At 34.3% G+C, this 19,077-nt stretch carries 18 protein-coding genes and 1 tRNA gene; 14 read left to right on the forward strand and 5 right to left on the reverse strand.

All coding sequences use genetic code 11. The features are described from left to right. Positions 1–30 precede the first annotated feature (30 nt). The 7 genes from murC (at position 31) to IWX84_RS05850 (ending at position 7,366) form a co-directional block, all read left to right on the forward strand. A complete protein-coding gene (murC, locus tag IWX84_RS05820) occupies positions 31–1,380 on the forward strand; it encodes a UDP-N-acetylmuramate--L-alanine ligase (RefSeq protein ID WP_196849807.1) in 1,350 nt (449 codons plus the stop codon). Continuing rightward, positions 1,367–2,089 carry a cell division protein FtsQ/DivIB gene (locus IWX84_RS05825; RefSeq protein WP_196849808.1) on the forward strand — a complete coding sequence of 241 codons (723 nt, stop codon included), beginning with the start codon at positions 1,367–1,369 and terminating at the stop codon, positions 2,087–2,089. The genes murC and IWX84_RS05825 overlap by 14 nt, the downstream gene beginning before the upstream one ends. Before the next feature lie 6 nt (positions 2,090–2,095). Further along, positions 2,096–3,481: a cell division protein FtsA gene (gene ftsA, locus IWX84_RS05830; protein WP_196849809.1), complete on the forward strand. Its 1,386-nt coding sequence runs from the start codon at positions 2,096–2,098 to the stop codon at positions 3,479–3,481. Between the two features lie 91 nt (positions 3,482–3,572). Next, positions 3,573–5,519, forward strand: coding sequence for a cell division protein FtsZ (ftsZ, locus tag IWX84_RS05835; RefSeq protein WP_196849810.1), 1,947 nt, complete (start codon positions 3,573–3,575; stop codon positions 5,517–5,519). Between the two features lie 344 nt (positions 5,520–5,863). Continuing rightward, on the forward strand, positions 5,864–6,313 hold the full coding sequence (locus IWX84_RS05840) for a GatB/YqeY domain-containing protein (protein WP_196849811.1): 450 nt from the start codon (positions 5,864–5,866) through the stop codon (positions 6,311–6,313). Positions 6,314–6,362: 49 nt separating this feature from the next. Further along, positions 6,363–6,436 (forward strand) — tRNA-Arg (locus IWX84_RS05845). A gap of 123 nt (positions 6,437–6,559) precedes the next feature. Further along, the gene (locus tag IWX84_RS05850; protein WP_196849812.1) at positions 6,560–7,366 is read left to right on the forward strand and encodes a zinc-dependent peptidase; all 807 of its coding nucleotides are present in this window, start codon (positions 6,560–6,562) and stop codon (positions 7,364–7,366) included. 108 nt (positions 7,367–7,474) lie between these two features. Here the strand turns inward: IWX84_RS05850 and rpe are convergent, their stop codons facing one another. The 5 genes from rpe to IWX84_RS05875 form a co-directional block, all read right to left on the reverse strand. After that, positions 7,475–8,137 (reverse strand): ribulose-phosphate 3-epimerase, encoded by a 663-nt coding sequence (gene rpe / locus IWX84_RS05855; protein ID WP_196849813.1) that lies wholly within the window; start codon positions 8,135–8,137, stop codon positions 7,475–7,477. Positions 8,138–8,607: 470 nt separating this feature from the next. Further along, positions 8,608–9,471, reverse strand: a complete 864-nt coding sequence (locus tag IWX84_RS05860; RefSeq protein ID WP_007137700.1) for an RNA polymerase sigma factor RpoD/SigA — start codon at positions 9,469–9,471, stop codon at positions 8,608–8,610. Between the two features lie 164 nt (positions 9,472–9,635). Continuing rightward, positions 9,636–11,777, reverse strand: a complete 2,142-nt coding sequence (locus tag IWX84_RS05865; RefSeq protein ID WP_196849814.1) for a polyribonucleotide nucleotidyltransferase — start codon at positions 11,775–11,777, stop codon at positions 9,636–9,638. Between the two features lie 149 nt (positions 11,778–11,926). Then, positions 11,927–12,193, reverse strand: coding sequence for a 30S ribosomal protein S15 (rpsO, locus tag IWX84_RS05870; protein ID WP_196849815.1), 267 nt, complete (start codon positions 12,191–12,193; stop codon positions 11,927–11,929). 128 nt (positions 12,194–12,321) lie between these two features. Beyond that, positions 12,322–12,783, reverse strand: a complete 462-nt coding sequence (locus IWX84_RS05875; protein WP_196849816.1) for a GAF domain-containing protein — start codon at positions 12,781–12,783, stop codon at positions 12,322–12,324. Positions 12,784–12,857: 74 nt separating this feature from the next. On the opposite strand from IWX84_RS05875, the gene xrtF reads away from it, so the two are divergent. The 7 genes from xrtF (at position 12,858) to IWX84_RS05910 (ending at position 19,055) form a co-directional block, all read left to right on the forward strand. After that, on the forward strand, positions 12,858–13,406 hold the full coding sequence (gene xrtF / locus IWX84_RS05880; protein ID WP_196849817.1) for an exosortase family protein XrtF: 549 nt from the start codon (positions 12,858–12,860) through the stop codon (positions 13,404–13,406). Next, entirely contained in the window at positions 13,384–13,824 is a 441-nt protein-coding gene (locus IWX84_RS05885) for an exosortase F system-associated membrane protein (RefSeq protein ID WP_196849818.1), read from the forward strand. The genes xrtF and IWX84_RS05885 overlap by 23 nt, the downstream gene beginning before the upstream one ends. A 60-nt stretch (positions 13,825–13,884) precedes the next feature. Further along, entirely contained in the window at positions 13,885–14,715 is an 831-nt protein-coding gene (locus tag IWX84_RS05890; protein WP_196849819.1) for an ATP cone domain-containing protein, read from the forward strand. 41 nt (positions 14,716–14,756) lie between these two features. Next, positions 14,757–16,112 (forward strand): MBL fold metallo-hydrolase RNA specificity domain-containing protein, encoded by a 1,356-nt coding sequence (locus IWX84_RS05895; RefSeq protein ID WP_196849820.1) that lies wholly within the window; start codon positions 14,757–14,759, stop codon positions 16,110–16,112. Positions 16,113–16,165: 53 nt separating this feature from the next. Next, positions 16,166–16,567, forward strand: a complete 402-nt coding sequence (locus IWX84_RS05900; protein WP_196849821.1) for an HYC_CC_PP family protein — start codon at positions 16,166–16,168, stop codon at positions 16,565–16,567. A 73-nt stretch (positions 16,568–16,640) separates the two neighbouring features. Next, entirely contained in the window at positions 16,641–18,650 is a 2,010-nt protein-coding gene (locus IWX84_RS05905) for a TonB-dependent receptor plug domain-containing protein (RefSeq protein WP_196849822.1), read from the forward strand. A gap of 63 nt (positions 18,651–18,713) precedes the next feature. Then, a complete protein-coding gene (locus IWX84_RS05910) occupies positions 18,714–19,055 on the forward strand; it encodes a heavy-metal-associated domain-containing protein (protein WP_196849823.1) in 342 nt (113 codons plus the stop codon). The last annotated feature ends 22 nt before the right edge of the window (positions 19,056–19,077 follow it).

The following is a 19,077-nucleotide window of genomic DNA, read 5'->3' on the forward strand; positions in this document are numbered from 1 at the left end:
GAATAGATAATAGAGTAAAGACCTAAATAAATGAACTTAAATCAAATACATAACGTCTATTTTATAGGAATTGGAGGCATCGGTATGAGTGCTTTGGCTCGTTATTTCAAAAATATCGGAAAGCAAGTTTCGGGTTATGATAAAACACCAACTATGCTTACCGATGAATTAATAGAAAGCGGTATTTCAATTCATTTTGAAGATAATATTGATTTGATTCCAAAAGATTACTTCTTGGAAAACACGTTAGTTATTATTACTCCAGCAGTTCCTAAAGCTCATTCCGAGTGGAATTATTTCTTGGAAAGAGAGTATAATGTTAAAAAAAGAGCAGAGGTATTAGGAATAATTACTAAGGACACTTTTTGCTTTGCAGTAGCTGGGACTCATGGTAAAACAACAACTTCAAGTATTTTAGGCCATATTTTATATGAAAGTGGTGCTGATGTTACTGCTTTTATTGGGGGAATTGTAGAGAATTATAATTCAAATTTAATAGGAAGCGGTAAAACAGTCACTGTTGTTGAAGCAGATGAATTTGATCGTTCGTTTTTGCATTTACATCCTAATATTGCCTGTATTACCTCGATGGATGCCGATCATTTGGATATTTATGGAACAACAGCAGCAATAGAAGAATCATTTATAGAATTTGCATCTAAAGTAGAAGATAAAAGTAATCTATTTATAACGAAGGAATTACATATTGAAGGAGTTACTTGTGCGGTCAATGAAGAGGCTGTTTATAAGGCTTTTAACGTTCGAATAGGAAATGGAAGTTATGTGTTTGATGTGCAAACTCCAACCGAAATTATAAAAGATTTACAATTTGGATTACCTGGAAGACACAATTTAATGAATGCATTAATGGCTATGGCAATGGCAAAATTATTCGGCACCCCAACCGATGCCATTGCAAAAGCCATAGCATCATTCAAAGGAATAAAGCGACGGTTTTCCTACCAAATCAAAACAGATAATTTAGTTTACATTGATGATTACGCGCATCATCCAACGGAAATAAATGCGGTGCATCAGGCAGTTAGAGAATTGTATCCAAATCAAAAAGTTTTGGCTATTTTTCAACCCCATTTATTTAGCAGAACCAGAGACTTTGCAGATGATTTTGCGAAAAGTTTATCTGCTTTTGACGAAGTTGTTTTGTTGGATATTTATCCTGCTCGTGAATTACCGATGGAGGGAATAACATCGCAATGGTTGATGGATAAAATGACGAATGATAATATAAAATTGGTAAATAAAAATGATTTAGTTCCAACCATTTTAGCCAGCGATGCAACAGTTATTGTAACTATTGGCGCGGGAGATATTGGAGAACTGGTACCAACAATTAAAAAAGCGATAAATGAAACTCTTTAATTGGACAAATATTCGATTAGTACTCATGTTTGCATTGGTGATTTTTCTGTTTTCGTTTACTTCGAATCGAAACGCGAATAGAAAAGTGAGTAAATCTGTGGTTGTTTTTGTAGGAGATGACGCTCCTTTTGTAAGACAAGAAACGGTTAATAAATTGTTAATAGAAAATAAAAAAGATGCATCGAGCATTCAAAAAGTTAATTTAGATTTGAATAAGCTGGAAAGAATTCTAGATGCACAAGAAATGATTGAAAAATCAGATGTATTTGTGAGTATCGACGGTGTTCTAAAAGCAGTGGTGAAACAAAAGACTCCTATAGCCAGAGTTTTTAATGATGAAGGGTCTTTCTATATTGATTACAAAGGAAGTAGAATGCCATTGTCAACAAATTTTACAGCTAGAGTTCCACTTGTTTCGGGGGGGATTAATAAAAAAAATAACGAAGATTTAGCCGATTTATTTCGCATAATCTATGACGATGCGTTTTTGAAAAAAAACATCATTGGGATTCAAATTATGCCGAATGGTAGCTTATTAATGCTCAACAGAAATTTTGATTACCAAATTGATTTTGGCAGAATGATAAATGTTGAGCGTAAATTTAAAAATTATAAAGCTTTTTTTCAAAAAGCAGTTTTAGATAGTTCGTTGTATAAATATAAAAAAATAGATCTCAGATTTACGGAACAAGTAGTTTGCACTAAATAATAGATAATGGAAAAAGAGAATATTGCAGTAGGTCTAGATATTGGGACAACCAAAATAGTTGCCATGATAGGCAAGAAAAATGAGTACGGAAAATTAGAGATTTTGGGTATTGGAAAATCCAAAAGCTTGGGTGTGGCAAGAGGTGTTGTGAATAACATTACTCAAACTATTCAATCTATCCAACAAGCAATTCAGGAAGCTGAAAATAATTCAGGTTATAAGATTAAAGATGTCGTTGTTGGGATAGCTGGTCAGCATATTCGTAGCATTCAACATACAGATTATATTAGCAGAAATAATCCCGAAGAAGTAATTGGAGGGAATGATATTCAGCTTTTAATTGACCAAGTAAATAAATTGGCCATGTTACCTGGCGAAGAAATTATACATGTATTACCACAGGAATTTAAAATTGACGGGCAATCGGAAATTAAAGAGCCTATAGGAATGTATGGCGGAAGATTAGAATCGAGCTTTCATGTTGTAGTAGGTCAAGCATCATCGATACGTAATGTAGGGAGATGTATTCAGAGTTCGGGAATTGAATTGTCCGGTTTGACATTGGAGCCATTAGCGTCTGCTGATGCTGTTTTAAGTCAGGAAGAAAAAGAAGCTGGAGTTGCACTTATCGATATCGGTGGCGGAACAACGGATTTGGCCATTTTTAAAGATGGTATTATTCGTCATACTGCTGTAATACCTTTTGGAGGAAATGTAATTACAGATGATATTAAAGAAGGTTGCTCTATAATTGAAAAACAAGCGGAGTTATTGAAAGTTAAATTTGGATCTGCTTGGCCAGGAGAAAATAAAGACAACGAAATTGTTTCTATTCCAGGATTGAGAGGTAGAGAACCAAAAGAAATTTCTTTAAAGAATTTGTCTAAAATAATTCACGCTCGTGTAGTAGAAATTATAGATCAGGTTTTCACCGAAGTAAAAGCGTACGGTCATGAAGATCCTCGTAAAAAATTAATTGCTGGGATTGTGCTTACCGGTGGAGGTGCTCAATTGAAACACATCAAGCAGTTAGTGGAATACATAACTGGAATGGATACCAGAATTGGATATCCAAACGAGCATTTAGCTGGAGATTCTGATGAGGAGATTTCAAGTCCTTTATATGCAACGGCAGTAGGATTGGTGATGAATAGCATTCAAAATAATTCTCAAAGTGCAGTACGAATGGATGCTATTGAGCCTCCAAAAACTATTGTTTACAGACCGCCAGTTATGCAAAATACTGAGGTGGAAGTTCCTAGAATAGAGATGGAAGAGGAAGTAAAAAGCTTTAGAGGTAAACAAGAAGAGTCTACCGGGGATAAAATCCAAAGATCGTTTTTTGACAGATATGTTGATAAAATTAAAGATTTCTTAGATAACGCAGAATAACAGCAAAATAAATAATATTTTAAATCTCCTTTTTGCCCCAAGCTTTTAGTAGAGAAAAAAGAATTAAACAAGAATTTAAAAACCAAATAAAATGATGAGCAACTCAGAATTTGGAAGTATTTCATTTGATTTACCAAAGAATCAATCAAATGTAATAAAAGTAATTGGTGTAGGTGGAGGCGGTAGTAACGCTATAAATCACATGTTCAAACAAGGGATTAAAGGCGTAGATTTTATCGTCTGCAATACTGATTCACAAGCCCTCCAAAGTAGTTCAGTTCCTAATAAAATACAATTAGGAGTGCATTTGACTGAAGGACTTGGTGCTGGAGCAAACCCAGATGTAGGTCAACAATCCGCTATTGAAAGTATTGCCGAAATAGAAAAAATGTTGGATCGCAATACTAAAATGGTTTTTATCACTGCAGGAATGGGTGGTGGAACTGGAACTGGAGCAGCTCCCGTAATTGCGCAATTGGCTAAAGAAAGAGATATTCTTACGGTAGGAATTGTGACTTTACCTTTCTTATTTGAAGGAAAGGTGCGTCAGGAACAAGCCTTAATCGGAATAGATAAATTGCGTAAACAAGTCGACTCGTTAATTGTTATCAATAATAATAAATTAAGAGAAGTGTACGGAAATCTTGGTTTCAAAGCTGGGTTCTCAAAAGCTGATGAAGTTTTGGCAACAGCCTCAAGAGGAATTGCTGAAGTAATTACACATCACTATACTCAAAATATAGATTTAAGAGATGCTAAAACAGTATTGTATAATAGCGGAACGGCTATTATGGGATCTTCTGTGTCTTCAGGCGAGAATAGAGCTAAAGAAGCAATTGTTTCTGCTTTGGATTCTCCTTTGTTAAATGATAATAAAATTACCGGTGCCAAAAACGTATTGTTGCTTATCGTTTCTGGAACTAATGAAATTACAATTGACGAAATTGGAGAAATTAATGATCATATTCAAATCGAAGCAGGTCATAATGCCAATATTATCATGGGGGTTGGTGAAGACGAATCACTTGGGGATGCTATCGCAGTTACTATAATTGCGACAGGATTTGATATTGAACAACAAAATGAAATTGTAAATACAGAACCTAAAAAAATTATTCATACCCTAGAGGACGAGCAAAGAAGTGTTCATAATCTAAGTAATAAAACAGTTGCTGCATTCGATTTAAATAGCGAAACGCCAGCATCTAGTTCTAACGAAAGAATTGTTTTTGATTTATTAGAAGATACAACTTTAGTTGCTGAACCAGTAGTAGCTCCTGCGCCAGTCGTTACGGCTCCAACAATTAATAAAGAAGAATTGACGGTTATGTCTGAATTTATAAAAAATTTAGATGTGACTTTTGAAATCGTTTCACCAATTAAGGATATTGAATTTACTTTCACTGCACCAGAAGTTAAAGCGGTACAACCAAAAATTATAGAAAGACAAGAACAAACTGCTTTCTCTTTTGACCTGCCACTTTTCAAAACGGAACCAGTAGCTCAAGTGGAAGAAAATAAAGTTTTGTTTGAACTAACGAATGAAACTCGTGAGATTAAAGTAAACGAAGCAGTTCAATTTGTGCCAGTAACAGAATTGTCTGACAGAGGAATTATCAAATATTCTCTTGAAGAGTATATGGAAGTTGAGAATGATTTTGCAGCCAAACCAATTGCGAAAGCAGTTGAAGTTCCTGTTCCAGCCGAGTTAAATATCACGATGAAACAAGTAGACGCATCTACAAATGCACCAACTCATTTCGAAAGTATTTCTCCAATGGAAATGACAATTGAGGAAACGTTGAAACTTAGAGCGGACGAAAGAAGAAAAAAACTAAAAGAATTCAATTACAAGTTTCATAATAATGTTTCTAAAATTGATGAGTATGAGAAAGAACCTGCCTACAAAAGATTAGGTATTGATATCTCAAACAATCAACCAAACAATACAAATTCGAGAATTTCTGTGGGGACAGACAGCAACAATGATTTACAGTTGCGTTCAAACAATTCGTATTTACATGACAATGTAGATTAACTAACTCAAACCAAAATGAGATAGCCCGAAAATTCAATTTAATTTTCGGGTTATTTTTTTTGTGTAACGAGATGAAAGCAATCTATTGTTAATTCCAGTTAATTTCTTTAAATTTGTCAGGCCTTAATCCAGCTGTCGTTTCAAGCTTTTTCTCGAAAATGGTTTTTTCTAAGCCCTTAAAAGAGCTTCCGCTTGTCGCTTTTTAAGTTCAAGAAAAAATACAATTTCTCCCAAAAAGGCTTTTTACTACCATCTGGGGCAATTTTTAAGTGCTCTGTTGCAGTGTTCAGTTTTTCAGGTGGAATGGGAAATCTAATATCAAGAATCTAATATCTAAAATTAATATGAGTTTATCAATAAAAATCATGGACGAGCTTAAAGCCGCCATGAGAGCCAAAGATACTGTTGCATTGGAAGCACTAAGAGCTATTAAATCTGAAATTCTTTTAGCACAAACGGCTACAGGTTCAAAAGAAGAAATTACGGAAGACGACGAGGTTAAATTGCTTCAGAGATTGGTAAAAACCCGTAAGGAAAGTGCTAGAATTTTTACAGAACAAAATCGTTTGGATTTAGCTGAACCAGAATTGGCACAAATCGCAGTAATCGAAAAATTCTTGCCAGCACAATTAAGCGAAGCAGAAGTTGAAGCTGTAATTGCAAAAATCATTGCGGAAACTGGAGCGTCAGGTATTGCAGCGATGGGAAAAGTGATGGGATTGGCCTCTGCACAATTAGGAGGAACTGCCGAAGGGAAAACCATTTCTACAATAGTAAAAAAGCTATTGACATAAAATTTAGATTTAAGGTTGACGATTTTATATCAACAATCTTAAATCAACTGGCTGCGTAGTTCAACTGGATAGAATATCAGATTTCGACTCTGAGGGTTGCAGGTTCGAACCCTGTCGCGGCCACTAATAAACTTTGATTAGCCATAAAATAGTAAAGCTCGCTTTAGCTGTTTTGTGGCTTTTTTTTGTTTTCAAACTAGAGTTTTGTAGTTTAGGTGTGTCAACCTATGCTAGGCCATAAAACAGATGGATACATTTCAAATTTTCATGATAGTATTTTTCAGCATTTTGATAGCTGGATGGGCTTTTAGTATTATCATCGAACCTTTGTATGTGCTTGTTTTTAATAAACCGCTTTACATTCATTGGTACCCAATAGCGCGCAAACTTACTCCTTCACAAAAATATATTCTCGAACAGGAATTTACCTTTTACCAAAAGTTATCCATTAAAAGAAAGCAATTTTTTGAGCATCGTGTGGCGGCATTTATTGCCAAGTACGATTTTGTAGGGAAAGGAGATTTTTTTGTTACTGATCAAGTGAGGATACTCATTTCTGCTACTTTCGTAATGCTGACTTTTGGAATGCGGCATTATTTAATCAATGTTTTTGATCGAATTATTGTGTATCCGGAATCCTATTTTTCTACCATTAATCAAGAATACCATAAAGGAGAATTTAATCCGAGAATGAAAACCGTAGTTTTGTCCTGGAAGGATTTCTTGGAAGGATTTGAATTTGAAAGTGACAATCTGAATCTTGGCTTGCATGAGTTTTCACACGCTTTATATTTTCATGGGTTGAAAGGAAGGGATCAAAGTAGCATTGTTTTTTCGGATGCTTATGTTGAAATAAAAGAATATTTAGTCCAACCCTATGTTCTTAATAATCTTGTTGCATCAAATTATTTCAGGATTTACGCTTACACTAATCAGATAGAATTTATGGCCGTAGTTTTAGAGCATTTTTTCGAAACACCTCATATTTTCAACAAAGAATTTCCTGAACTTTTTGAAAAAGTAAGAACAATGATTAATTACACGGATAAATAATCGAGTTCTGGATTTGTTGTGTCCTCATTTTAGAATATTATAACAATAAAAAAAGTCCCGTTCTGATAATTTAGCAGAACGGGACTTTTTTATTGGAGACTAGTCTTTCTACAAAGCTGTCAATTGTTTCAAATCAGCAATCGTTTTTGTTGGATTTTCCGCTTTAAATACAAAGCTACCAGCAACAAGAACATCTGCTCCTGCTTCTACCAATTGTTTTGCATTTTTATTAGTAACGCCACCGTCAACCTCTATAAGTGTAGTCGCCCCTTTTATATTGATTAAGTCTTTTAACTTTTTAACTTTTGCGTAGGTGTTTTCAATAAAAGATTGACCTCCAAAACCTGGATTTACGCTCATGATACAAACCAAATCGATATCATTGATTACATCTTCTAATAAGTCAATATTAGTATGTGGATTAATGGCAACACCGGCTTTCATACCTTCGGCTTTAATCGCTTGTAAGGTTCTGTGAAGGTGCGTGCAAGCTTCGTAATGTACGCTTAGAATATTAGCTCCTAATTCAGCAAAAGTTTTAATATAGCGGTCCGGGTCGATAATCATTAAATGAACATCGACTGTTTTTTTAGCATGTCTTGTAATCGCTTCCAAAACTGGCATTCCGTAAGAAATATTGGGAACAAAAACGCCGTCCATGATATCAATGTGAAACCAATCGGCTTCGCTGTTGTTAATCATTTCGATGTCGCGTTGCAGATTAGCAAAATCAGCTGCAAGTACTGATGGCGCAATTATTGTGTTTTTCATTGTGTTGTTTGTTACGTTGAGATGCACTGCAGTGCGTCTTTACAAAGTTGTAGTTTCTGCAAAAGTAACTTTTTTACAATTAATGCGAAAGTTTTTTTATCGGGATGGCTCGTTAGGGACAGCTCGAGCTGTCCGTACTATATATGCGTGAGGGATAGAGGTGGTATCCTCGTAGCGTAGCGGAGAGATAAAGCCGAAAGCCCGACCCGAAGTTTTTACGAAGGGGCACGCCCAAATCAAATCCAAAAAGCATTTTTTTTTTAATAGAAAGAAAGATTAGAAGTTTCTAATTCCCCCTTCGGGGGTTAGGGGGCTAAAAAGCAAAACTCCGGTAATCAGCCGGAGTTTCAATCATCAATCAAAAAACGAACAGTCAATCAAACTGTTGTTTACTGTAAAATCTCAACATTCGAAATTCCAAACTCCAAAAAATAAATTGGGATTTGGAATTTCAAATATTGGGATTTGTTTTATCCTAAATAGGTTTTTAATATTTTACTTCTTGAAGTGTGTTTTAATCTACGGATTGCTTTTTCCTTGATTTGACGCACACGCTCACGAGTTAGGTCGAAAGTTTCTCCGATTTCCTCTAATGTCATTGGGTGTTGATCACCAAGACCAAAGTACAAACGAACTACATCAGCTTCTCTTGGAGTTAATGTTTCTAATGAACGCTCGATTTCAGTACGTAAGGATTCGTGAATTAATTCTCTGTCCGGATTTGGAGATTCACCTGAACGTAAAACGTCATATAAGTTAGAATCTTCTCCTTCTACAAGAGGTGCGTCCATTGATAAGTGACGACCAGAGTTTTTCATACTCTCTTTTACGTCATTTACGGTCATGTCAAGCTCTTTTGCAATTTCCTCAGCAGATGGTGGACGCTCGTTAGATTGCTCTAATAAAGCGTACATTTTGTTGATTTTGTTGATAGAACCAATTTTGTTCAAAGGCAAACGAACGATACGAGATTGTTCAGCCAATGCTTGTAATATCGATTGACGAATCCACCAAACGGCATACGAGATAAATTTGAAACCACGTGTTTCATCAAAACGTTGTGCTGCTTTAATCAATCCTAAATTTCCTTCGTTAATTAAATCAGGAAGTGTAAGTCCTTGATTTTGGTATTGTTTTGCTACCGAAACAACGAAACGTAAATTTGCTTTTGTCAATTTTTCTAGGGCTTTTTGATCCCCGGCTTTAATCTTTTGTGCTAATTCTACTTCTTCGTCAGCGGTAATAAGGTCAACTTTTCCAATTTCTTGTAAATATTTGTCTAATGATGCAGTTTCACGATTAGTTACCTGCTTGGTGATTTTAAGTTGTCTCATGTTTTTGTCTCCTCAATTTTTTAAGTGTACAAATGGTTATACGTATGGGGTTTCAAAAAAGTTACAATTGTTTGTAAAATATTTTAATTAAAAGCGAAAAACCCCAATTCAAATACATGAATTGGGGTTTTCTATAAATAAACCTTTAGTAAACTAAGATCTGATTACTCTTTTCTTTCCTCACGTGGAGGTCTTGGTAAAAGTGCTTTTCTTGACACTTTTTCTTTTCTTGTTTTTGGATCCATACCTAAGTACTTCACTTGAAAAACGTCACCCATTTTCACAACATCAGAAACATTTTCTGTGCGTTCCCATGCCAACTCAGATACGTGAAGTAATACTTCATTTCCAGGAGCTTCTAGGTATTCTACTACTGCACCAAAATCAAGCATTTTGATTACTTTCACATCATAGGCTTCATTCATTTGTGGTTTGAAAGTGATTGACTTGATTTTAGCCAATACTGCTTCAATTCCAGCAGGATCTGTTCCTAAGATTTCGATAACACCTTCTTCAGTAGTTGGATCTTCGTTGATAACAATTGTTGTTCCTGTTGTTTTTTGTAATTCTTGAATCACTTTTCCACCAGGTCCAATCAACGCACCAATAAATGCATTAGGAATTCTTCTTGTAATAATTTTTGGAGCGTAAGCTTTAACATCTTCTTTAGGCGATGCCAAAGTTTCAATTAATTTTCCAAGGATATGTAAACGACCGTCACGAGCTTGCGCCAATGCTGCTTCCATAATCTCATATTTCAATCCGTCAATCTTGATGTCCATTTGGCAAGCTGTAATTCCTTCAGAAGTTCCAGTTACTTTAAAGTCCATATCTCCTAAGTGATCTTCGTCACCAAGAATATCAGACAATACTGCAAAACGTTCTCCGTCAGTAATCAATCCCATTGCAATCCCAGAAACTGGACGAATCATTTGGATACCTGCGTCCATCAATGCTAATGTTCCAGCACAAACTGTTGCCATAGAAGAAGAACCGTTAGATTCTAATACTTCAGATACAACACGGATTGTGTAAGGACAATCAGCAGGAATCATGTTTTTTAAGGCTCTTTGAGCTAAGTTTCCGTGACCAACTTCTCTTCTTGAAGTTCCTCTTAAAGGACGTGCCTCACCAGTTGAGAAAGGAGGGAAGTTATAGTGTAAGTAGAAACGCTCTTCACCTTGTTGAGATGGAGAGTCAATTTGGTTTGCTTCTCTAGAGGTTCCTAAAGTAGCTGTTGCCAAGGCTTGAGTTTCTCCACGTGTAAATAATGCAGATCCGTGTACAGATGGTAAATAATCTACTTCACACCAGATTGGTCTGATTTCTGTAGTTTTTCTTCCGTCTAAACGTGTTCCTAAATCTAGGGTTACATTACGAACTGCTTCTTTATTTGCTTTATAAAAGTATTTAGAAACTAAATCGCCGTTTTCAGCCAATTCTTCTTCTGTAAATAACGCTTTTACTTCATCTTTTACTGCTGCAAATTGAGCTGTTCTTTCTTGTTTTGCTGTTCCTTGTTTTGCGATAGCATAACACATATCGTAAGATGCAGCTTTTACTTTAGCATAAATTGCTTCGTCTTCTCTCTCTCCTTCGTAAGTACGAGTTTCTTTTTTTCCAAAAGCAGCTTGTAAACGTAGTTGAGCAGAAATTTGATTTTTGATATGTTCGTGAGCAAATTTAATTGCTTCAAGCATTTCTGCTTCTGAAATTTCTTTCATCTCTCCTTCTACCATTGCGATAGAATCCATAGAAGCCCCAATCATCATATCGATGTCAGACAATTCTAATTGAGCACGACTTGGATTGATAATGAATTTTCCGTCAACTCGACCAACTCTAGCTTCAGAGATTAACGTTTCAAATGGAATGTCAGACAAAGCTAAAGCTGCTGATGCTGCTAAACCTGCTAATGCATCTGGCATTACGTCTTCGTCATGAGACATTAATTGAATCATTACCTGAACTTCTGCATGGTAATCATCTGGAAAAAGTGGACGTAAAACACGGTCAACTAAACGCATTGTTAATACTTCGTTATCACTTGGTCTTGCTTCTCTTTTGAAGAATCCACCAGGGAAACGTCCTGCCGCAGCAAATTTTTCACGATAATCTACCGTAAGCGGAAGAAAATCGATTCCTGGACTTGCTTTTCTTGAAGATACAACTGTTCCTAAAATAACAGTTTTACCTATTCTTACTACTACAGATCCATCCGCTTGTTTGGCTAAACGACCTGTCTCGATTGTGATGTTTCTGCCATCACCTAAATCGATACTTTCTACAAATAATTGTGGAATCATAAATTTAATTTATTAGTTAAACATGGGTTCTAGTTGTGTTGTAGTTGTTGTTTGCGTAGTTAATGCCTAAAACCCAATGAAAAACCAAACTTTTTTTATTAATGTATGTAAAAACAAAAAGAGGCACTTTCGCACCTCTTTTGTATTGATTATTTTCTGATATTCAATACTTTGATAATCTCACGATATCTGTTGATTTCTGTTTTCTTCAAGTAATCCAACAAAGATCTTCTTTTACCTACTAGCAATACTAATGAACGCTCTGTGTTATAATCGTGACGATTTTTTTTCAAGTGCTCAGTTAAGTGGCTAATTCTGAAGGTGAACAAAGCAATTTGACTTTCTGATTTTCCTGTGTCTGTAACATTTCCGTGTTTAGCGAAAATTTCTTCTTTAATCTCTTTAGTTAAATACATTCCAATATTTGTTTAATGATTTTTATGTATGTCATACATCTATTGTAAGACGGGTGCAAAGATAATCTTTATTTTTAAAAAGGCAAGAGAAAATTTCTCTAAGCTTTAAGAATTTAATTTGCAGTGTGTTATACTGTATATAATTTTGCAACTTCTTGATTTACAAATTCTAAAAATTTCTCGTCAGCTTCTGTAAATGGATCGATAACATGACTGTCGATATCTATTTGTCCTATGTTTTCTCCGTTTACAAAAAGCGGAACTACGATTTCTGATTTTACCGTAAAACTACAAGCAATATAATTATCTTGAGCTGAAACATCTGGCACCACAAAATTCTCATTAGAAACCGCCACTTGTCCACAAATCCCTTTTCCAAAAGGAATTACCGTATGATCCGTTTCAGCGCCAACATAAGGTCCAAGATGTAGTGTTTTAGTGTCATGATTGGCAAAATAGAATCCTACCCAATTGTAATATTCTATTGAGTCGCTCAAAAGCTGACAAATAGCTTTTAGTTTTTCGTCTCTTGAAAAAGTTGTATCTAATGTTATTTCGGTTACTTTTGGTTGTAATTCTTGAAATGTCATGGTTTTATTTTTATTTATGCAAAAGTATTTAAAGCCGGTTTTATAATTTGTATAAATTTGTTAAAAAATTGATTTTGAAAAAATATTTTATTCGATATAAACCTTTTTTGCTTTTTTTAGGCACCTTTTTTTTTACTTACATAGTATTAACTGTGCTTTATCAAGGGTATCTAAATAGTTTTGGAGAAAATAAATTAGATACTATTACAAGAATGGTCGGCGAGAACACGAATCAATTATTGCAATTTTTTGGTGTTAATTTTACAATTGAAGATAATCAATCTCATTCCTTTATTAAGTTGATTTATAATCAAAAATATGTAGCTCGAATTATTGAAGGTTGTAATGCAATCAGCGTAATTATTTTGTTTGTTTCTTTTGTGGTCTCATTTTCTGGGAAGCTAAAGCCTACTTTGCTGTTTATTTTTGGCGGAAGCCTATTTATTTATGTTTTAAATGTTATTCGAATAGCTTTACTGTGCATGTTGATATTTCATTTTCCAAATCAAAAGCAAATTTTACATGGTGTGCTTTTTCCATTATTTATATATGGGATAGTTTTTATTTTATGGGTAATATGGGTACGTAATTTTTCAAAATATGCTTCGAAAAATATTAAATAATAAAATCAGATTAGCCTTATTCCTTCTTTTGGTAGGATTGTTGGTGCTTATTCGTGCATTTGAAGATCAATTATTCTACGACCCTTTTTTGGATTTTTTTAAAAGTGATTTTACAAATTTTCCTTTGCCAGTCTATGATCCTCTTCAATTATTTGGTGGATTATTGTTTCGTTATGCATTGAATTCTATTATATCATTAGGAATCATTTATGTTCTTTTTAAAGAAATCGAAATGGTCAAATTTGCTTCCATTTTATATATCGTTTTCTTTTTGATTTTAATTATTATTTTCTTCGCTATTCTCTTCATTAATGTGGAACATCATTATTTAACCCTTTTTTATGTTCGAAGATTTCTCATTCAACCCATTTTTGTTTTGTTGTTTGTTCCTGGATTTTTTTATCAAAAACAAAATTAAGTAGCCTTTTATCTGTATCTTTAGTTTATGTAATTTGTTTATTATCAAATAAATAATGAGATGAAGATAGTCAAACATTCTGGGGTTATTGTTGATTTTAATCCTGACAAACTTAAAAGTTCGCTTTTGAAATCTGGGGCAAGTGTTAACGTGGTTGAAAGTATTCTGCAATCGATTCAAAACGAGATCTACGAAGGAATTTCCACTAAGCAAATTTACAAAATGGCTTTTGGATTATTGAAAAAAACGGCTAATTCTCATGCAGCACGTTATAATTTAAGGGAAGCAATCCGATTATTAGGTCCTGCAGGTTTTTTCTTTGAAAAATATATTGCCCGACTTTTCGCCTCAGAGCATTATACCACAGTGACTAATTTGACTTTGTTTGGAAAGTGCGTGTCCCATGAAATTGATGTATTGATAAAAAAGAATGATGTTATTTCGATGGTGGAGTGTAAGTTTCACGTAGGAAGAGATTTGGCAACCGATGTGAAAATTCCCATGTATATTTTGTCTCGATTTAATGATTTGAAAGATAGAAAGCATCCTATTTTCACGATGAAAGATATGGTTTCCAGTTGTTGGATTGTCACTAATAATCGGTTTACATCCGATGCAGTTGATTTTTCAAAATGTTCTGGATTGAATTTGTTAAGTTGGAATTATCCGGTTAACAATAATTTAAAGACAAAAAACGACAATAATTTTCTTTATCCAGTAACTTGTTTAACGACTTTAACTCTAGCCGAAAAAGATAAATTATTGATATTGGATGTGATTTTGGTAAAAGAAATAGCAAATAATCCTGATTCTCTGGAAAGAATAGGATTGAGTTCAAATCGTATAAAAAATGTTTTAAAAGAAGCGTCAGAATTGTGTAGATACATTTAGAAATAGAGATTACTGATTTGTTTAATTTTAAAAAGGATCAAATGAAAGTCAAATTTATTGGTGGAGCGGGAACCGTTACCGGTTCAAAAACATTAATTGAAAGCAATGGCGTTAAAATATTGATAGACTGTGGACAATTTCAAGGGATTAAACCTTTGCGGGAGCTCAATTGGGAGCCATTGCCCATTTTGCCATCCACAATAGATTTTGTTTTGTTGACTCATGGACATTTAGACCACTGTGGCTGGTTGCCCAGATTAGTCGATCAAGGTTTTAAGGGTAAAATTTATTGTACCAGTCCCACTAAAGATATCACCAAGCTAATTCTATTGGACAGTGCTAAAATTCAAGAGGAAGAAGCAAATATAGCCAATAAAGGAAAATTTTCTAAACACGAAATTGCCCAACCGCTTTATAATGTTGCTCAAGCCGAAAAAGTTTTTCCTCTTTTTAGAGTTATAAAAACGAACGAATCAATTCCTTTGGATGCCGAAATTACTGCGGTTTATACGAATGCTGGACACATCCTTGGAGCATGTACCATTGAATTGCAGCTTGAAAATAAAATCTTAGTTTTTTCAGGAGACATTGGCCGTGATAATGATGTGCTAATGTATCCGCCAACCAAGCCCAAAAGAGGCGATTATATATTTTTGGAAAGCACCTACGGAGATCGTCTTCATCCTGATACGGATGTCAAAGCGGAACTGGAAATGTATATTAACAATACGGTTGAGAAAGGCGGAACCATCATTATTCCCAGTTTTGCTGTAGAGCGTGCGCAAACCGTTATGTATTTATTATGGCAACTTAAAGAAGAAAATAGAATTCCTAATATTCCTTACATTATTGATACACCAATGGGAATAAGTGTTTTGGAAATTTTCGAAAACAATAGAAATTGGCATAAATTGCCCGAGCATGAATATATTGCCATGTGTAAAATGTTTTCCATGATTACAGATTATCAGGAAACTATTGAAACTATCTACAATAAACAACCTAAAGTGGTAATTGCTGCCAGCGGAATGATTACTGGCGGTAGAGTGTTGAGTTATTTAGAACGATATATAGGTTTGCCGGAAACTACTGTAATTATTATTGGTTTTCAAGCCGAAGGAACGCGTGGAAGAAAATTATTGGAAGGAGCCAAAGAAATTAAAATTCATGGAAAATATTATCCGGTATTGGCAAATATTGTCGAAATTGAAAGTTTGTCGGCTCATGGAGACCAAAAGGATTTGCTTAACTGGCTATCGGCATTAGAAAATAAACCTACGAAAGTATTTTTGGTTCATGGCGAAAATGAGCCGCTGGATGAACTTCGTATAAAAATTAATGAACAATATCATTTTGATTGTAAAATTCCTTTAATGGGACAAGAATTTGAATTGTGATTTTTAACACTATTTTTAGATTTAAGAGTCACTTTATTAACTAATTTTGTGTCATGAATATTAAAAAATGCACTAGTTTATTTTTGGCCTTTCTACTATTGGTTTCCAATGTAGGGTTGGCTTTTAATGTGCATTATTGTGGAAAAGAAATTGCGTCAGTTTCTTTAAATACAATTGTTTCTCAACCAACAGAAAAAGGATGTTGCGAAAAAATAGTTGCCAAAAAAGACAGTTGTTGTAAAGATAAAGTAGTTAATTTTCAAAAAAAATCGGATAATGCAACTATTAAAGCGTTTTCCTTTGATTCCCATTTTTCTTTTCTGATTCAGGAATGGCAAATGATTGTTTTTTCTTCGAATAAAAATTTCAAAAGTACTCAAACGGCTGCTTATTTTTGTGATGCTAATGCGCCGCCACTTTTTAAGTTGTATAACCAATATATTTTCTACGCTTGATTTTAATGTTTTAAAAGTCAAATCACTTCTTGTGGTTTTAACCTACTTTTTATAAACATTAAAATATTGTATTATGCAAAAAATAATAACGCTTTTTGTTGTGATTTTTCTTTCGATTCCTGTCTTTTCTCAGGAAAATCTGGAAGAGGTAAAAGTCGTAAAAAAGCGAAAAGGAATTCAAAAATCCTATACAGTAACAGGAAATACTACACTCATAACCAGCAAAGAATTGCTGAAAGCCGCTTGCTGTAATCTTGCTGAAAGCTTTGAAACAAACCCTTCTATTGATGTCAATTTTTCAGATGCTTTGACGGGAACAAAACAAATCAAAATGCTCGGATTGACAAGTCCGTATTTAATGATAACCGAAGAAAATGTTCCATCTGTTCGGGGAGCTTCGCAAGCGTACGGCTTGTCATTTACGCCCGGAACTTGGGTTGAAAGTATCCAAATTACAAAAGGTGCGGGGAGTGTTGTCAATGGATATGAAAGTATTTCGGGTCAAATTAATACGGAGTTAATCAAACCCTTAAATGACATTCCGTTTTTCTTGAATGCCTATGGCTCGACAGATTCCCGATTTGAATTGAATACTCATTTCAATACGAAACTTTCGGATAAATGGAGTAGTAGTCTGTTCCTTCACGGGAATGCGCGCGTGGCTAAACTAGATATGAATGACGATGGTTTTCTGGATAATCCATTGGCAAAACAAATCAATATTCTCAATAGATACCAGTATTATAATGCTGAAAAAGGCTGGGTAAGTTTTATCAATTTCAGATACATGAATGATAAAAAACAAACAGGAGAATTAAATTTCAGTCCAGAAAGAGATAAAGGAACAAGCAATTATTGGGGTTCTGAAATCAATACCGAACGTTTAGATGTTTCCACAAAAGTAGGATATGTTTTTAAAGATTTACCGTATCAAAGTATAGGTTTCCAAAATGCTTTTAACAGTCATGATCAACGTTCTTACTTTGGTTTAAATCAATATAATATAAAGCAAAGCAGTTATTATTCGAATTTGATTTTCAATTCGATCATCAATAATTCCATGAATAAATTTTCGGCGGGTTTGAATTTTACTTATGACAAATACCAAGAATTTGTTAATGTAAACGATTATAGCAGAATTGATAATTCAGTTGGTGCATTTTTTGAATACACCTATGATAATGCAGATGATTTTAGTATAATTCTTGGCGGAAGAATCGATAATCATAATCGGTTAGGTACATTTCTAACACCACGATTACACGTTCGATACAATCCCTGGGAAAAAGGAGTTTTGCGATTTTCAGCGGGAAGAGGAAAGCGTTCAGCAAATATTTTTGCCGAAAACCAACCGCTTTTTGCCAGTTCGAGAACCTTTGACATTTTAGATTCCAACGGGAAAATTTATGGTTTAAATCCTGAAATTGCGTGGAATTACGGTTTGAGCTTTGCGCAAAAATTCTCTCTCTTTGGTAAAAATGCCGATGTTGGATTTGATTTCTACAGAACCGATTTTCAAAATCAGGCTGTGGTCGATGTGATGCAAAGTGCTCAACAGGTTTTGTTTTACAATTTGAACGGAAAATCGATTGCCAATAGTTTACAATTGGAGTTCAATTATGAGATTTTTAATCATTTCAATTTGCGTTCAGCCTATAAATTTTATGATGTAAGAACCGATTATCTTTCTGGGAATTACCAAAAGCCATTACAAGCCAAACATCGTTTTTTTGGTAATTTAGAATATGAAACACACATTGGTGAAAATGGAAAGCAGTGGAAATTTGATTACACTTTCAATTGGATTGGTCAGCAACAATTGCCTACTACAGCTTCAAATCCTGTAAATGATAGATTACCTGAATTTTCAAAATCGTATTCTTTAATGAATGCGCAAATTACCAAAACTTTTTCTTCTACATTTGAAATGTATATTGGAGGAGAGAATATTGGAAATTATACCCAAGAAAAAGCTATTCTTGGAAGTGAAAACCCTTTTGGCTCTAATTTTGATGCATCAATTGTATATGCACCAGTTTTTGGACAAATGTATTATGCAGGATTGCGATTTAAAATAAAATAATTCAAAAGTCAGTTTCAAAAATCAATTTCAAAGGTCAAAAATATAAATATTAAAAAAGAAAATATGAAAAATATAATTGTAGTTCTCCTTGTAACATTTATTGGGTTTTCGGCTCATGCCCAAGATAAAAAGAATAAAAACGCTAAGTACGTTACTGAAGTAAACGGCAATTGTGAACAATGCCAGAAGCGAATTCAAAAAGCAGCTTATTCAGTGGTCGGAGTGAAATCGGCAGTTTGGAGTATAGAAACACATCAATTGGCTTTGATTATGAATGAAGAGAAAACTACTCCTTTAGATGTAAAAAAAGCGATTGCAAAAGTTGGCCATGATACTGATGAAGTGAAGGCAACAAAAGAAGATTATGAAAGTCTTCATAGTTGCTGCTTATATGAGCGCAAATAATTTTGAAACCCGAAGTGAAAGC

Source organism: Flavobacterium sp. CG_9.10 (genome assembly GCF_015752245.1).
GTDB lineage: Bacteria > Bacteroidota > Bacteroidia > Flavobacteriales > Flavobacteriaceae > Flavobacterium.

Coding starts and splice junctions, on each gene's coding strand:
- IWX84_RS05840 (WP_196849811.1), top strand. CDS start 5,864: ATGAGTTTATCAATAAAAATCATGGACGAGCTTAAAGCCGCCATGAGA.
- rpsO (WP_196849815.1), bottom strand. CDS start 12,193: ATGTATTTAACTAAAGAGATTAAAGAAGAAATTTTCGCTAAACACGGA.
- rpe (WP_196849813.1), bottom strand. CDS start 8,137: ATGAAAAACACAATAATTGCGCCATCAGTACTTGCAGCTGATTTTGCT.
- IWX84_RS05875 (WP_196849816.1), bottom strand. CDS start 12,783: ATGACATTTCAAGAATTACAACCAAAAGTAACCGAAATAACATTAGAT.
- IWX84_RS05865 (WP_196849814.1), bottom strand. CDS start 11,777: ATGATTCCACAATTATTTGTAGAAAGTATCGATTTAGGTGATGGCAGA.
- IWX84_RS05850 (WP_196849812.1), top strand. CDS start 6,560: ATGGATACATTTCAAATTTTCATGATAGTATTTTTCAGCATTTTGATA.
- IWX84_RS05860 (WP_007137700.1), bottom strand. CDS start 9,471: ATGAGACAACTTAAAATCACCAAGCAGGTAACTAATCGTGAAACTGCA.
- IWX84_RS05890 (WP_196849819.1), top strand. CDS start 13,885: ATGAAGATAGTCAAACATTCTGGGGTTATTGTTGATTTTAATCCTGAC.
- IWX84_RS05825 (WP_196849808.1), top strand. CDS start 1,367: ATGAAACTCTTTAATTGGACAAATATTCGATTAGTACTCATGTTTGCA.
- IWX84_RS05910 (WP_196849823.1), top strand. CDS start 18,714: ATGAAAAATATAATTGTAGTTCTCCTTGTAACATTTATTGGGTTTTCG.
- IWX84_RS05885 (WP_196849818.1), top strand. CDS start 13,384: ATGCTTCGAAAAATATTAAATAATAAAATCAGATTAGCCTTATTCCTT.
- IWX84_RS05900 (WP_196849821.1), top strand. CDS start 16,166: ATGAATATTAAAAAATGCACTAGTTTATTTTTGGCCTTTCTACTATTG.
- IWX84_RS05895 (WP_196849820.1), top strand. CDS start 14,757: ATGAAAGTCAAATTTATTGGTGGAGCGGGAACCGTTACCGGTTCAAAA.
- ftsA (WP_196849809.1), top strand. CDS start 2,096: ATGGAAAAAGAGAATATTGCAGTAGGTCTAGATATTGGGACAACCAAA.
- IWX84_RS05905 (WP_196849822.1), top strand. CDS start 16,641: ATGCAAAAAATAATAACGCTTTTTGTTGTGATTTTTCTTTCGATTCCT.
- ftsZ (WP_196849810.1), top strand. CDS start 3,573: ATGATGAGCAACTCAGAATTTGGAAGTATTTCATTTGATTTACCAAAG.
- murC (WP_196849807.1), top strand. CDS start 31: ATGAACTTAAATCAAATACATAACGTCTATTTTATAGGAATTGGAGGC.